This window comes from Arthrobacter globiformis (assembly GCF_003261175.1).
GTDB classification, from domain to species: Bacteria; Actinomycetota; Actinomycetes; order Actinomycetales; family Micrococcaceae; genus Arthrobacter; species Arthrobacter globiformis_A.
The window spans coordinates 81,344-96,554 of the sequence record NZ_QLNP01000094.1; the positions used below are offsets into that span (position 1 = coordinate 81,344).

General features: G+C 67.5%; 13 protein-coding genes. 11 read left to right on the forward strand and 2 right to left on the reverse strand.

What is annotated here, in order from left to right; translation table 11 throughout:
• Position 1 precedes the first annotated feature (1 nt).
• The 7 genes from argB to DBZ45_RS15385 all read left to right on the forward strand — a co-directional run bounded on the left by argB (position 2) and on the right by DBZ45_RS15385 (position 7,447).
• Positions 2–961: an acetylglutamate kinase gene (gene argB, locus DBZ45_RS15355; protein ID WP_111904738.1), complete on the forward strand. Its 960-nt coding sequence runs from the start codon at positions 2–4 to the stop codon at positions 959–961.
• On the forward strand, positions 958–2,304 hold the full coding sequence (locus DBZ45_RS15360) for an acetylornithine transaminase (protein WP_223257104.1): 1,347 nt from the start codon (positions 958–960) through the stop codon (positions 2,302–2,304). The genes argB and DBZ45_RS15360 overlap by 4 nt, the downstream gene beginning before the upstream one ends.
• Positions 2,301–3,302, forward strand: a complete 1,002-nt coding sequence (gene argF / locus DBZ45_RS15365) for an ornithine carbamoyltransferase (RefSeq protein ID WP_111904739.1) — start codon at positions 2,301–2,303, stop codon at positions 3,300–3,302. Before DBZ45_RS15360 ends, argF begins: the two co-directional genes overlap by 4 nt.
• Positions 3,302–3,838 (forward strand): arginine repressor, encoded by a 537-nt coding sequence (locus DBZ45_RS15370; protein ID WP_111904740.1) that lies wholly within the window; start codon positions 3,302–3,304, stop codon positions 3,836–3,838. Before argF ends, DBZ45_RS15370 begins: the two co-directional genes overlap by 1 nt.
• Positions 3,839–3,925: 87 nt before the next feature.
• The gene (locus DBZ45_RS15375) at positions 3,926–5,131 is read left to right on the forward strand and encodes an argininosuccinate synthase (RefSeq protein ID WP_111904741.1); all 1,206 of its coding nucleotides are present in this window, start codon (positions 3,926–3,928) and stop codon (positions 5,129–5,131) included.
• 5 nt (positions 5,132–5,136) lie between these two features.
• Positions 5,137–6,573: an argininosuccinate lyase gene (gene argH, locus DBZ45_RS15380; protein WP_111904742.1), complete on the forward strand. Its 1,437-nt coding sequence runs from the start codon at positions 5,137–5,139 to the stop codon at positions 6,571–6,573.
• A 109-nt stretch (positions 6,574–6,682) separates the two neighbouring features.
• Positions 6,683–7,447 (forward strand): maleylpyruvate isomerase family mycothiol-dependent enzyme, encoded by a 765-nt coding sequence (locus DBZ45_RS15385; protein WP_111904743.1) that lies wholly within the window; start codon positions 6,683–6,685, stop codon positions 7,445–7,447.
• Between the two features lie 39 nt (positions 7,448–7,486).
• Here the strand turns inward: DBZ45_RS15385 and DBZ45_RS15390 are convergent, their stop codons facing one another.
• Positions 7,487–7,996: a methylated-DNA--[protein]-cysteine S-methyltransferase gene (locus DBZ45_RS15390; RefSeq protein ID WP_111904744.1), complete on the reverse strand. Its 510-nt coding sequence runs from the start codon at positions 7,994–7,996 to the stop codon at positions 7,487–7,489.
• On the reverse strand, positions 7,993–9,609 hold the full coding sequence (locus tag DBZ45_RS15395) for a DNA-3-methyladenine glycosylase 2 family protein (protein ID WP_111904745.1): 1,617 nt from the start codon (positions 9,607–9,609) through the stop codon (positions 7,993–7,995). The genes DBZ45_RS15390 and DBZ45_RS15395 overlap by 4 nt, the downstream gene beginning before the upstream one ends.
• A gap of 113 nt (positions 9,610–9,722) precedes the next feature.
• Here DBZ45_RS15395 and DBZ45_RS15400 point away from each other — a divergent pair, with 113 nt between their 5' ends.
• From DBZ45_RS15400 to tyrS, 4 genes are all read left to right on the forward strand, one after another.
• Positions 9,723–10,361 (forward strand): DNA-3-methyladenine glycosylase, encoded by a 639-nt coding sequence (locus DBZ45_RS15400; protein ID WP_111904746.1) that lies wholly within the window; start codon positions 9,723–9,725, stop codon positions 10,359–10,361.
• A 9-nt stretch (positions 10,362–10,370) separates the two neighbouring features.
• Positions 10,371–10,928 (forward strand): adenine phosphoribosyltransferase, encoded by a 558-nt coding sequence (locus tag DBZ45_RS15405; RefSeq protein ID WP_111904747.1) that lies wholly within the window; start codon positions 10,371–10,373, stop codon positions 10,926–10,928.
• Positions 10,929–11,053: 125 nt separating this feature from the next.
• Complete coding sequence (locus tag DBZ45_RS15410) at positions 11,054–13,282, forward strand: HelD family protein (RefSeq protein ID WP_111904748.1); 2,229 nt, start codon at positions 11,054–11,056, stop codon at positions 13,280–13,282.
• Between the two features lie 91 nt (positions 13,283–13,373).
• The gene (gene tyrS / locus DBZ45_RS15415; protein ID WP_111904749.1) at positions 13,374–14,687 is read left to right on the forward strand and encodes a tyrosine--tRNA ligase; all 1,314 of its coding nucleotides are present in this window, start codon (positions 13,374–13,376) and stop codon (positions 14,685–14,687) included.
• Positions 14,688–15,211 lie beyond the last annotated feature (524 nt).

The following is a 15,211-nucleotide window of genomic DNA, read 5'->3' on the forward strand; positions in this document are numbered from 1 at the left end:
CATGAACACCCAGACCCGCGAGTCAACGTCCATGAGTGACGCCCAAGACAAGGCCGGAACGCTCATCGAAGCCCTGCCGTGGATCCAGCGCTTCGCCGGAACCACCATGGTGATCAAGTACGGCGGGAACGCCATGGTCAACGACGAGCTGCGCCGCGCCTTCGCTGAGGACGTCGTGTTCCTCCACCACGTCGGCATCCACCCCGTCGTGGTGCACGGCGGCGGCCCGCAGATCAACTCGATGCTGGGCCGGCTCGGCATCGAGTCGGAGTTCAAGGGCGGCCTGCGCGTGACCACGCCCGAGGCCATGGACGTGGTGCGCATGGTCCTGACCGGCCAGGTTGGCCGCGAACTGGTGGGCCTGATCAACTCACACGGGCCCTACGCCGTCGGCATGTCCGGTGAAGACGGCGGCCTGCTGCGCGCCGTCCGCACCGGAACCGTCGTTGACGGCGAGGAGGTGGACCTCGGGCTCGTGGGCGAGGTGGTGGGAGTGGACCCCGCCGGTATCGTGGACATTCTCGACGCCGGCCGGATCCCCGTGATCTCCACCGTCGCCCCGGAGATTACCGACGCCGGCGAAGGCGTGGCGGGCACCGCGCGCTTCCAGCCCACCGGCCAGGTCCTGAACGTCAACGCGGACACCGCCGCGGCAGCCGTGGCCTCCGCCCTGGGCGCTTCCAAGCTCGTCATCCTGACCGACGTCGAAGGCCTCTACGCCAACTGGCCGGACAAGTCCTCGCTGATTTCGTCCCTGACGGCATCCGAGCTGCGGGACATGCTGCCCAGCCTCGAATCAGGCATGATCCCCAAGATGGCCGCCTGCCTCAAAGCGGTTGACGAGGGCGTGGAGCGGGCGCACATCGTGGACGGCCGGCTGCCCCACTCAATGCTGCTAGAAACATTTACGACGGCGGGAATCGGCACCCAGGTGGTCCCGGACGAGGAGACGAACGCATGAGCAACTTTGAACAATCCGCAGTCGTTGAGCAATCCCCGGTGGTCGAAGGGCCCACGGCAGCAGGGGTCCCCGTCCGAGCGGGCGAGGAAGGGGAGCTGCTGGGGATTGTCGAAACCAAAGGCCACACAACCGGCTCCGAGTGGCTGGCGCGCTACTCGTCGTCGCTCATGGGTGTATTCGGCACGCCCCAGCGGGTGCTCGTCCGCGGCGCGGGCTGCCTCGTCTGGGACGCCGACGGCAAGGAATACCTGGACCTCCTGGGCGGCATCGCCGTCAACGCGCTGGGCCACGCCCACCCGTTCGTGACCTCGGTGATCTCCAGCCAGCTGGCCACCCTGGGGCATGTCTCCAACTTCTTCACCAGCCCCACCCAGATCGCCCTCGCTGAGAAGCTGCTTGAAATCAGTGCGGCGCCGGCCGGGTCCAAGGTGTTCTTCTCCAACTCCGGCACGGAGGCCAATGAGGCCGCGTTCAAGCTGGCCCGCCGGAACTCCGGTTCTCCCGCAGGGGAGGCCGGCGGCAAGCCCCGCACCCGGATCATCGCGCTTGAGGGCGCATTCCACGGCCGGACCATGGGGGCACTGGCGCTCACTGCGAAGGAGGCCTACCGTGCGCCGTTCGAGCCGATGCCCGGCGGCGTTGAGCACATTCCGTTCGGGGACATCGAAGCGCTGCGCAACGCCGTCGACGACACCGTGGCAGCCGTCTTCCTGGAGCCCATCCAGGGCGAGGCCGGCGTCCGGCCCCTGCCGGCCGGTTACTTGAAGGCGGCCCGCGAGGTCACCGCCGAGGCCGGCGCCCTGCTGATCCTGGACGAGGTGCAGACCGGCATCGCCCGCACGGGCAAGTGGCTGGCCAGCGAGGACGCCGGGATCGTGCCGGACGCCATCACCCTCGCCAAGGGCCTCGGCGGCGGTTTCCCGATCGGCGCGCTGATCACGTTCGGCGAGAAGACGTCGTCACTGCTGTCCGCGGGACAGCACGGCACCACGTTCGGCGGAAACCCGGTGGCAACCGCTGCGGCGCTGGCCACCCTGCACGCCATCGAAAGCCAGCACGTGCTGGACAACGTCCGCACCGTGGGTGAGTATGTCCGGCAGGCGCTGGCCGCCGTCGAGGCTGTCACAGAGGTGCGTGGCGAGGGCCTGCTGATCGGCTTCGATTTGGACGCCGACGTCGCCCCCGCCGCCGTGACCGCGGCGCTGGACGCCGGCTTCATCATCAACAGCCCCGGCCCGCGCACCATCCGCCTGGCGCCGCCGCTCATCCTGACCACAGAGCAGGCGGACCGTTTCCTGGCCGCCCTTCCGGCCATCCTGCAAACCGCAAAGGACGCACAGTGACTTCCACCATCCGCCATTTCCTGAAGGACACGGACCTCAGCCCTGCCGAGCAGGCGGAAGTCCTGGAACTTGCGGGCCGCATGAAGGCGGCGCCGTACAGCGTCCAGCCCTTCGCCGCCGAAGGCAGCGGGCGCAAGACCGTGGCTGTCATCTTCGACAAGACCTCCACCCGGACCCGGGTCTCCTTCGCCACCGGCGTGGCGGACATGGGCGGCAACGCCCTGATCATCAACCCCGGTGAGGCGCAGATCGGCCACAAGGAATCCGTCGAGGACACGGCCAAGGTGCTCGAGCGCATGGTTTCCACCATCGTGTGGCGGACCGGCGCGCACTCAGGCCTCGTTGCCATGGCTGAAAATTCCAGGGTTCCGGTCATCAACGCGCTGTGCGACGACTACCACCCCTGCCAGCTGCTGGCCGACCTCCTGACCGTCAAGGAGCACAAGGGCGAACTCAAGGGCCTCACCATGGCCTACCTCGGTGACGCCGCCAACAACATGGCCAACTCCTACCTGCTGGCCGGCGTAACGGCAGGCATGCACGTCCGCATCGCCGGTCCCGAGGGCTACCTGCCCGCGGCCGGCATCGTGGCCGCCGCCGAAGAACGTGCCGCCGAGACCGGCGGATCCGTCCTCATCACGACGGACGCGGCCGAGGCACTCAAGGGAGCCGACGTCGTCGCCACCGACACCTGGGTTTCCATGGGCCAGGAAGCGGAGAAGGAAGCACGGATGAAGCTGTTCCGTGAATACTCCGTGGATGAGGCCGCGCTGGCGCAGGCCGCCGCTGACGCCGTCGTGCTGCACTGCCTTCCCGCCTACCGCGGCTACGAAATCTCGGCCGGCGTGATTGACGGCCCGCAGTCCATCGTGTGGGACGAGGCAGAGAACCGGCTGCACGCGCAGAAGGGACTCATGGCCTGGCTCATGCACCGGTCCGGGCTGGCGTTCGTCGACGGTCTTTCTCCCGTTGAGGGCACCGGGGAGAGCACGTTCTAGTGTCCACCAACCCGGCGGCCCCGGGCGCGAGCCCGGCCACCAAAACCGCCCGCCAGGCGCGGATCACCGCGATCCTGACCGGCGAATCGGTGCGTTCGCAGGCGGAGCTTGCGGCGCTGCTCGCCGACGACGGCGTGCAGGTCACCCAGGCCACGCTGTCGCGTGACCTCGTGGAGCTTGGTGCTGTCCGCGTCCGCGGCAAGGAAGGCGTGCTGGTGTACGCCGTCCCCGGTGAAGGCGGGGAGCGGGCGGCCAAGAGCGGCGTCAGCCAGGAAATCCTCGATGCCAGGCTGGCGCGGCTGTGCGGCGAACTGCTGGTCACGGCGGAGGCCTCGGCCAACATCGCTGTGCTCCGGACGCCGCCGGGCGCGGCGAACTTCCTCGCCCTCGCCATCGACCATTCCGTGATGCCCTCGATCCTGGGCACCATCGCCGGGGACGACACGGTGCTGCTCGTCGCCCGGGACCCGCTGGGCGGACCGGGGCTGGCTGCGCGGTTCCTGCAGCTCGCCGAGGAAGCCGGCACAGGCCAATAGCGTCCGGGCCAGTAGCTTCCGGTCACTTTCTTCCACACCCAATAGACACAAACAAACGAAACAAGAAACAACAAAGGAGCATATTCCGTGACTGAGCGTATTGTTCTGGCCTACTCAGGTGGCCTGGATACTTCCGTAGCCATCGGCTGGATCGGTGAAGCCACCGGCGCCGAGGTCATCGCTGTGGCGGTCGACGTCGGACAGGGCGGCGAATCCCTGGAGACCATCCGCCAGCGTGCCCTTGGCTGCGGCGCCGTCGAGGCCTACGTGGCCGACGCGTCTGACGAGTTCGCCAATGAGTACTGCGTGCCCACGCTGAAGGCCAACGCCCTCTACCAGGGCCACTACCCGCTGGTTTCCGCCATCTCCCGCCCGGTGATCGTCAAGCACCTGGTCAAGGCCGCCCGCGAATTCGGCGCCACCACCGTGGCCCACGGCTGCACCGGCAAGGGCAACGACCAGGTCCGCTTCGAGGTGGGCATCCAGACCCTCGGCCCGGACCTGAAGTGCATCGCGCCCGTCCGCGACCTCGCCCTGACCCGCGACAAGGCCATCGCCTTCGCTGAGGAAAAAGGCCTGCCGATCGAGACCACCAAGAAGAACCCGTACTCGATCGACCAGAACGTCTGGGGACGCGCCGTCGAAACCGGCTACCTCGAGGACATCTGGAACGCCCCCACCAAGGACATCTACGACTACACCGCCACGCCGGAATTCCCGCCGGCCCCGGATGAAGTCATCATCTCCTTCGAAGCCGGCGTGCCGGTCGCGATCGACGGTGTCAAGGTCACCCCGCTGCAGGCCATCAAGGAACTGAACCGCCGCGCCGGCGCCCAGGGCGTGGGCCGCATTGACGTCGTCGAGGACCGCCTCGTCGGCATCAAGTCCCGCGAAATCTACGAAGCACCGGGTGCCATGGCGCTGATCACCGCGCACAAGCACCTCGAGGACATCACCATCGAGCGTGAGCAGGCCCGCTTCAAGGCGACCGTCGGCCAGCGCTGGGCCGAACTGGTCTACGACGGCCAGTGGTTCTCCCCGCTGAAGCGCTCCCTGGATGCCTTCATCGATGACACCCAGAAGTACGTTTCCGGCGACATCCGCATGGTGCTGCACGGCGGCCAGGCGATCGTCAACGGGCGCCGCTCCGAGACCTCGCTCTACGACTTCGACCTCGCCACCTACGACACCGGCGACACGTTCGACCAGTCCATGGCGCGCGGCTTCATCGAGCTGTGGGGCATGTCCGCCAAGGTTGCCGCCCGCCGTGACATCCGCGTCTCAGGAAAGTAGCCGCTGTGGCTGAGCAGGAAACCACCAAATCGGAGGCTACGAACACCGGTGCACTGTGGGGCGGCCGGTTCGCCGGCGGCCCGGCCGATGCCCTCGCGGCGCTGAGCAAGTCGACGCACTTCGACTGGCGCCTGGCCCGCTACGACATCGCCGGCTCCAAGGCGCACGCCCGCGTGCTGCACAAGGCGGGGCTGCTGGATGCCGCCGAACTTGATGGGATGCTCGCGGCTCTGGACCAGCTGGATGCGGATGTAGCGTCTGGCGCCTACGTGCCGGCGGAATCCGATGAGGACGTGCACGGTTCGCTGGAGCGCGGCCTGATCGAGCGCGCCGGGACCCAGCTGGGCGGCAAGCTCCGGGCAGGGCGTTCACGCAACGACCAGGTGGCCACGCTCGGCCGCATGTTCCTGCGCGACCATGCCCGGATCATCGCCCGCGGTGTGCTGGCCACTATCGACGCGCTGGTGGAGCAGGCCAAGGCACACCCCGGCGTGGCCATGCCCGGCCGCACGCACCTGCAGCACGCGCAGCCCGTTCTGCTCAGCCACCACCTCCTGGCCCATGCGTGGGCGCTGCTGCGCGATGTGCAGCGGCTTCAGGACTGGGATAAGCGCGCCGGCATTTCGCCGTACGGCTCGGGTGCCCTCGCGGGCTCGTCGCTGGGCCTTGACCCCGAGGCAGTTGCCGCGGACCTGGGCTTCTTCTCCGCCGTCCACAACTCGATCGACGGCACTGCCGCCCGCGACGTATTCGCCGAGTTCGGCTGGGTGGCCGCGATGATCGGCGTCGACCTGTCCCGGATCTCGGAGGAAGTCATCTTCTGGGCCACCAAAGAGTTCTCCTTCGTCACGCTGCACGATTCCTACTCCACGGGGTCGTCCATCATGCCGCAGAAGAAGAACCCGGACGTGGCAGAGCTGGCCCGCGGCAAGGCCGGCCGGCTGATCGGCAACCTTACCGGCCTGCTGGCCACGCTCAAGGGCCTGCCGCTCGCGTACAACCGCGACCTGCAGGAGGACAAGGAGCCGGTGTTCGACGCCGCCGACACGCTGGAGCTGCTGCTGCCGGCCGTTTCGGGCATGATCGCCACGCTGAAGTTCAATGCCGAGCGGATGGAATCGCTGGCACCGCAGGGCTTTGCGCTGGCCACGGACATCGCCGAGTGGCTGGTCCGCCAGGGCGTTCCCTTCCGCGAGGCGCACGAACTGTCCGGTGCCGCCGTTAAGCAGGCCGAAAGCCGCAACGTGGAACTGTGGGACCTGACGGACGAGGAGTATGCCGCCATTTCGGAGCACCTCACCCCGGAGGTCCGCAGCGTCCTGAGCACGGAAGGCTCGCTCAACAGCCGGAACTCGCAGGGCGGTACGGCACCGGCCGCCGTCGAACGCCAGCTGGCTGCGCTGGAAGGGGAGCTTAACGGCGTCCGCGAGTACACGGGGTAGATTCCACTCACGCGAAGTGGCACATAACGGCAATGTTCTTCAGAAACACTGCCGTTAAGTGCCACTTCGCTGGCGTTAAGGGGGATTAACTGTCGGCTACGATTGCGGCATGACCGCGATCACACCCGACGCTTTGCTCGCCGAACTCCACAAGGCGGCCGACGTCGTCTCCTCCCTGGCAGCCAAACTCACCGAAACTGATGTCCCGGCTCCCTCGGCCCTCCCGGGCTGGACCCGCGGGCACATCCTCGCGCACATAACGGGCATCTCCAACGCGATGGCGCGGCAGCTCGAATACGCCGCGCGTGGCGAAACGGTGGAACTGTACGACGGCGGCTATGAGGGCCGCACGAAGGCCATTGAAATGGGCGCCGGGCACGCCCTGGCCCAGCACCGTGCGGACCTGGACGCAGCGCTGGAGCGGGCGCTGCGCGCCTTCGACTCGCTCGATGCGGATGCCGGGGACGCTGATGCGGCTGGCGCGACGGGCTGGCGTGCGCCCATTTCCTACCGCGGGGGAGCGGTGCTGGACGGTGGCCTGGCGCTGTGGCGCGAGCTCGTGATCCACGCCTCCGACCTCAACACCGGCCGCGGACCGGAAACGTGGAGCAGGCCGTTCTGCGAGCACCTGTTCACCTTCCTGGCCGCACGCGTGCCGGAGGAGCAGAGGCTGGTGCTGCAGCCGCTTGGCTTGCCTCCGGTGACGATCGGGACCGGCCGCCGCTCCACGGTCATCAGTGGCATGCTCACCGATGTCGCCGCGTGGCTCGCCGGCCGGGAGCCGTCGTTGGGCAGCCTGCGCGCTTCAGCCGCGGCCGACGGCGTGGACCTGCCGGAGCTGCTGCCTTGGCCATCCGGGGTTCCGGCGAAATAGCGACCAGTCCAAGGCGCAGCAGCGAGCCGGCCAGCTGGTTCAGCCCGCGGCGAGTCCCTGCTTTTCGCGGGCCAGCAGGCTTTCCTTGATCCGCAGCCCCCAGCGGAAGCCGCCCATTGTGCCGTCCGTGCGGACCACCCGGTGGCACGGTACGAACAGCGCAGCGGCGTTGAAGGCGCAGGCGCTGGCGGCGGCGCGGACTGCCTTGGCATTGCCGGACAGCTCAGCGTATTCCGTGTAGGTGACCGGCGCCCCCGGGCTGACGGTGCGGAGCACGTCCCACGCGTGGGCGCGGAACGGGCCCGATTTCTGCAGGACGGGCACGTTCATGGCAGGAGCCGGGTCGCCCGCGTAAAAAGCCTCCACAGCCGCGGAAATCGGGCCGAGATGCTCCACGGCCTCGTAGGCGTCCGGCAACAGCTGCGGATGGATCTGGCCCGTCAGGTCCTGTGGGTCGGCCGTCCAGCCCGAGGCGAGCACCACGCCGTCGCGGGCGATGATGGTGAACGGCCCGTCCGGCGTTGTCATGGTGAGCAGCTGGGCTTTCATTGCACTGTCGCTTTCGTTGGTTGCGCCCTGCGGGCGGCGGGAGTTGGGGGTACAGAATTTCTGGGTGCAGCTGCAGCGGCGCGCCAGAGGTGCATGGTGGCGTACGAACGCCAGGGGCTGACTTCGCGGAAGTCCGACGACTGGAAGTCCGACGACGGCGTAGCGCCACTTCCCGCCGTACCGGTTATCGGGCTGGCGCCGACGGACAGCGCCCGGATACCGTTGCGTACCGCTGCGTCGTTGGCGAGGAAGATGTCCGGTGCACCGATGACCCGCATGGCCACGTATCCCACGGTCCACGGCCCGACGCCCGGCTGCGGCAGCAGCTTGGCGGAGAGGCTGGGCAGGTCGTCCCCGTAGCCGAGGTCCAGCGTGTTTTCGGCCAGGGCGGTGGCAACGGCCAGCAGCGACTCTATCCTGCGCCGCGGGCCGCGCAGCAGTTCCGCGCCGGCCTCGGCGATCTGCGCCGGCGACGGGAACAGCCGGGAAAGCCCGTCGCCCGGCGCCGCGCTGGGACTGCCGGCCGCGGCCAGTTGCGTGAGGGCCGTGCGGGCAGCTGCCACCGTGATCTGCTGCCCCACCATCGCCCTTATCAGCAGTTCCTGCGGATCGAGGGCGCCCGGCAGGCGGATCCCCGGCGCTGCCGCCACGGACGCCGAAAGCCGGGCATCGGCACCGAGCGCCCCGTCAATGGCGACGGGATCGGCGTCGAGGTCAAAAAGCCTGCGTACCCTGCTCAGCAGGGCCGGCAGGTCCCGGAGGTCCACCGCGCCGATGGTGAGCACCAGCGGCCGCCCGTGCGGCCCGCCGTCGTACCTTGGAGTTCCGCCCTCTCCGGTGCCGTTCGCTGTAGCCGAGTATTCCGCGCCCGTGTATTCCACGCTGAACCGCGCGTCCCCGTGCGGAAGCCGCAGCGTACGGGCATAGGACGTTGCGGTTCCGGCCTCGATCCCCGGAATGGCACGGACGGCGAGGAAGCTGAACACGCCCGGGTCGAACGGTTCGCGGTAGGGGAGCGCAAGCGTGAGTGAGGTGCTCGCGGGGGCTGACGGATGATGCCGGGCGGTGCTGCGCAGCGCGGTCGGCGTCATGTCGAACACCTCGGCCACGGTCTCGTTGAACTGGCGGACGCTGCTGAAGCCCGCCGCGAAGGCGACATCTGCGAGCTTCATCGTGGTGGAGACCAGCAGCGTGCGTGCGGTCTGTGCCCTGCTGGCCCGGGCCAGGGACAGGGGACCGGCGCCGAGTTCATGGCTGAGGATCCGGTTCAGCTGCCGGGATGAATAGCCCAGCCGCGAGGCGAGGCCCTCAACGCCGTCGCGGTTGATCACGCCATCATTGATCAGCCGCATGGCCCGGCCGGCAATGTCCGAGCGGAGGTTCCAGGCCGGTGTGCCCGGCACTGCCTCGGGCAGGCAGCGCTTGCAGGCGCGGTACCCGGCGTCGTGGGCGGCGGCGGACGTCTCATAGAAGGTGACGTTCTCCGCCTTGGGCGTCCTCGCGGGGCACGACGGCCGGCAGTAAATGCCCGTGGTACGCACCGCCGTAAAGAACTGCCCGTCGAAGCGGGTGTCCCGCGCGTCGATGGCGCGGTAGCGCTGCCAGAAGTCCATGCCTCCATCCTGCCAGTCCCCAAGGCGGGCTGCTAGCGGAAATCGGACATGGCCGTGGAAGGCTTCCCGAGGCATCAGGCCTGGGACAACAGGCGCTTCGGTAAAGTCGGGGCATGACCACCAGCGGCCCTGTGCGGCAGTTCTTGTCCGGCGATGCCCGAGAAATCGCCCCGCTGCTCCTGGGAGCCGTCCTGACGCACGACAGCGATGAAGGTTCCGTCGCCGTACGGATCACCGAACTTGAGGCGTACATGGGCCCCGTCGATTCACTGCATCCCGATCCCGGCTCCCACACCTACCGCGGCCCAACCCGCAGGAATGCCCCCATGTTCGGTCCGGCCGGCCACCTCTACGTCTACTTCACGTACGGCATGCACTACTGCGCCAACATCGTCTGCGGCCCGGCCGGCCATGCCTCCGCAATCCTCCTGCGCGCGGGTGAGATCGTCGAGGGCCGTGAACTGGCCCTCGCGCGCCGGCCGACGTCGAAAGCCCCCAAGGACCTGGCCAGCGGACCCGCCCGGCTGGCCACAGCACTCGGGCTGAACACCGAGGACAGCGGCCGGGACGCCCTGGGTCCACCGTTTGGCCTGGTGCTGCCGCCCGCACCCGCCGCCCACGTCAGCACGGGGCCGCGGGTCGGCGTCGCCGGTCATGGCGGCACGCACGATTATCCCTGGCGGTTCTGGCTCACGGGCGACCCCACCGTGTCCCGCTACAAGGCTGCAAAGGCGCGTCCGCCGCGGGCGTAGGCTGGACGGGTGAACCACAGCGAACAAGCCCCTGCCCCCAGGCCCGTCCCCGTGGACGAACTCATTACCAGCCTCTGCGCGACCGTTCCGGATTACCCCAAACCCGGAATCACCTTCAAGGACCTGACCCCCGTCTTCGCCGACGGTCCCGCGTTCCGGGCAGTCGTCGACGCGCTCGTGGAACCGTTCAAGGGGCAGTTCGATGCTGTGGCCGGTGTCGAGGCGCGGGGCTTCCTGCTCGCTTCCGCCGCGGCCTACGCCACCGGCACCGGCGTGGTGACAGTGCGCAAGGCCGGGAAGCTGCCCCGCGAGGTTTACTCCGAGGACTACGCCCTGGAATACGGCAACGCCACGCTGGAACTCCACACCACGGACCTGGCCCGCGGCAGCCGGGTGCTGATCCTCGACGACGTCCTCGCCACGGGCGGCACACTCGGGGCAGCCGCCCGCCTGTTTGAACGCTGCGGGGTCCACGTCTCGGGCGTGGGCGTGGTGATGGAACTCGGCGAGCTGCGTGGCCGCTCCGCCCTGGCCGGCCACCGCGTGCGGTCGCTGCTGCGCCTCTGACCAGCGGCCTTGCCGCGAGCGTCGGAGCCGCGCTGTCAGATAACCTGCTGTATGCAGCTCAACAGCCGCCACACAAGCCGAAAAGGTTATAGAATGGACGGTCTGTCTTTTGCGATAGGGGAACGATGCACGACGCCGATTTGGCCCACGAACGGGACTATGTAGCCGGCCTGTACACACGGCTTGATGAACTGCGTGCGGAAAAGCGCGCCCAGCTGGCCCAGGTGCGCCGCGCTGGAGCAATCGGCACCATGCAGAACGTCTCCGAACGCGATGCCTTCGCGGCCCTGTACGAGGACCGCCTCGCCCAGCTCGACGCCGTCGACGACCGCCTGGTGTTCGGCCGGCTGGACCTGGACTCCGGCGAGGCGCAGTACATTGGCCGCATCGGGCTCACCACCGAGGACCTCGTCCGGCTCATGGTCGACTGGCGTGCGCCGGAGGCCGGCCATTTCTACCAGGCCACGGCATTTGACCGGCAGGGAGTGCGCCGGCGCCGGCACCTGATCCTGCAGGGCCGCGAGGTCAAGGCCATCGAGGACGACGTCCTGGACGCCGACATGCTCTCGGACGCCGACTCACTGCAGGGCGAGGGCGCCCTGCTGGCCGCCCTGAACTCCAAGCGCACGGGCCGGATGTCGGACATCGTGGGCACCATCCAGTCCGAGCAGGACCGCATCATCCGGTCCTCCATCTCCGGCGCCCTCGTGGTGCAGGGCGGCCCCGGCACCGGAAAAACCGCCGTGGCCCTGCACCGCGCCGCCTATCTGCTGTACACCCACCGCGACAGGCTCAAGTCCGCCGGCGTGCTGTTGGTGGGCCCGTCGTCGTCGTTCATGAAATACATCGAACGTGTCCTGCCGTCGCTGGGTGAAACCGGCGTCGTCATGGCCAGCCTTGGCAGGCTCATGCCCGGCATCAACGCAGTGCCTGAGCAGGAGGCGGACGTTGCCGCCATCAAGGGCCGGCTGGAGATGGCCGAGGTCATCGCCAATGCCGTGGCTAACCGGCAGCGCATTCCGGCGGAAAACCGGATCCTGGAAGTGGACGGCCGAAGGCTGACCCTCACACCCCGTCAGGTCCGCCGCGCCCGCGAACGCGCACGCTCCACCGGCAAGCCGCACAACGAGGCCCGCGTCACGTTCGTCAAGATCCTGCTGCGCGAGCTGACCGAGCAGATGACCGAGCTCGTTGAAGCCGGCAACATCGGGAACAACGCCGACCGTTCCTACCTTGCCGAGGACGTCCGGACAGCACGCGATGTGCGTGTTGCGCTGAACCTGTGCTGGATGCCGATGACGCCCGAGAAGCTCGTGGGCGAACTTCTCAGCAAGCCCGCGCTCCTTGAAGCCTGCACTCCCGGGCTGACCGCCAGGGAACGCGAGCTCCTTCTGCGGGCTCCGGGTGCGCCCTGGACCGAGGCCGACGTCCCCCTGCTCGACGAAGCAGCTGAACTGCTCGGTGAACTGGATCCTGCTGCAGGCCGTGGCCTTGCCCAGCAGGAGCAGGACCGTGCCCGCGCCCTGGCCAACGCCCGGCAGACCCTGGTCAACATGGAGTCCGCCGGCGTCGATGTCCTGATGTCCGCTGAGGAACTCGTTGAGCAAAACGAGGAACGCGAGGCCCGCCTGACGGCCGCCGAGCGCGCCACCAGCGACCGCACCTGGGCCTTCGGCCACATCGTTGTCGACGAGGCGCAGGAACTGTCTCCCATGCAGTGGCGGCTCCTGGTCCGCCGCTGCCCGCTCAAGTCCTTCACGATCGTGGGGGATATCGCGCAGACCAGTTCCGTGGCCGGCGCGAAGTCCTGGCAGGGAGCCCTCGCACCGATGTTCGGCGACCGCTGGCAGCTGGAGGAGCTTACGGTGAACTACCGGACGCCGTCGCAAATCGCCGAAGCGGCGGCACGCATGGCCAACGCCGCCGGCCTGGTGGTCTCCGCTCCGAAGGCCGTCCGGGAAGGCCGCTGGTCGCCGATCATCGACCGCGTCGACAAGTCGGGCCTCGTGAACCGGCTGGTGGAGGTCCTACCCGAGGAGCTCCAGGCGCTCGACGGCGGCCTGCTCGCCGTGATTGCCGACGGCGACCTGCTGCGGGAGGCCACCGCCGCGCTGCGGGCGAAGTACGGCTCCCGGCTAGGCACGGGTGCCGGCAGTTACGAACAGGACGTGGTGGTCATCAGCCCGCGGGAAGCCAAGGGACTTGAGTTCGACGGCGTCGTGGTCCTGGAACCGAGCGCCATGCTGAACCACGAGCACGGCAGGGTCGGCGATTTGTACGTCGCCATGACGCGCCCCACCCAGCGGCTTCGGCTCATCGCGGCCGCGGACGTTCCGGCGGGCATCGAACGCTAATGTTCCCGGGCAGGCCGGCCGTTCGCGGTCCGGCCTGCCTCCAGCCCTTCACGAGGGTCCAGGGGCCGCCGATCCTGCTAACTTAGAAGGCGTGTCACAACTAAATGAGCTCGAATCCCAGCAGAACGACCCCAGCTTCGCCAACATCTGGCAGGAGCTCAAATGGCGCGGCCTTGTCCACGTATCCACCGATGAGGTGGAACTGGAGAAGCTTCTCGCCGGGGAGCCGGTCACTTATTACTGCGGATTCGATCCCACGGCGCCGAGCCTTCACCTGGGCAACCTGGTCCAGCTCCTCCTCATGAGGCGGCTTCAGTTGGCCGGCCACAAGCCGCTGGGCCTCGTGGGCGGCTCCACCGGGCTGATCGGCGATCCGCGTCCGACGGCGGAACGAACCCTGAACACCAAGGACACCGTTTCCGAGTGGGTCGGCTACCTGCAGGCCCAGGTCCGCCGATTCCTCAGCTTCGACGGCGCCAACGCCGCCCGGATGGTCAACAACCTCGACTGGACCGCGCCGCTGAGCGCGATCGACTTCCTCCGCGAGGTCGGCAAGCACTTCCGTGTGGGCACCATGTTGCGCAAGGACGCCGTGGCCTCACGCCTCAGTTCTGAGGAAGGCATCAGCTACACGGAGTTCAGCTACCAGATCCTGCAGGGCATGGACTACCTCGAGCTCTACCGCGACTACGGCTGCATGCTGCAGACCGGCGGATCGGACCAGTGGGGCAACCTCACCAGCGGCACCGAACTGATCCGCAAGGTTGAGGGCAAGACGGTTCATGCTCTGGGCACTCCGCTCATCACCAACTCGGACGGCACCAAGTTCGGCAAGAGCGAGGGCAACGCCATCTGGCTGGACTCTGCCATGGTCAGCCCGTACACCTTCTACCAGTTCTGGCTGAACACCGCTGATGCGGACGTGGTGGACCGGCTGAAGGTGTTCACTTTCCTGACCCGGGCGGAGATCGAGGACGTGGCGGTGTCTGTCGCCGAGCGCCCCTTCGCCCGCGAAGGCCAGCGGAAGCTCGCCTACGAAGTAACGGCCCTGGTCCACGGAGCCGAAGCCACGGAAAAGGTCATTGCCGCTTCTGCCGCTGTCTTTGGAAACGGCGATCTGTCGGTGCTCGACGAGCAGACGCTGGCCGCGGCGACGGCCGAACTGCCGTCGGCTTCCGTGGACGGAGCGGGACTCGGCATCATCGACCTGCTGGTGGCCTCGGGGCTGTCGGACAGCAAGTCCGCGGCGCGCCGGGTCGTCGGCGAGGGCGGCGCCTATGTCAACAACGCCAAGGTCACGGACCCGGACGCGGTGATCTCCCCGTCCCAGCTCCTGCACGGCAAGTACCTGCTGCTCCGCCGCGGCAAGAAGAACCTGGCCACGGTCCAGGTGACCGGCGCCTAGCACCGGAACCGACCAAGTGCACGCTCCTCCGCAGCCGATTTGCCCGGCCGCGGGGGAGCGTGTAATGTCTTCTGAGTCGCCGCCGCTGAGCGGTGACAAACCCCCCGCACTGAGAAGCAATTCTTCAACTTCAAAGCATGAATGAAGAAAAGCTTCCATTAGTGCTGGGCGGATTCGTTCCACGAGGTAAATATCGGGTGAATAACCCGGATTTGCAAAGTGAAAATGAATGAAATAAGCTAGAAACATCGCAGCGAAGAAATACGAAACACAAATTACTGGTTTTTATCCGGAATTGTTTCGAGAAGTATTCGAATGTGTCTGTTGTTTGAGAACTCAATAGTGTGCCAAGTTTGTTGATACCGATTTTTTATTAAATTGGTTGAATTTGCCGGACCGTGCCGCCTCCGTGGTGTGGTCTGGTGTTTTTAGCTGGTTTCAAATTTTGTGCAGCTGGTTTCCGCGTTATTTCCGTGGTTTCTGGTTGTGTCTGTTTTTCTTCAACGGAGAGTTTGATCCTGGCT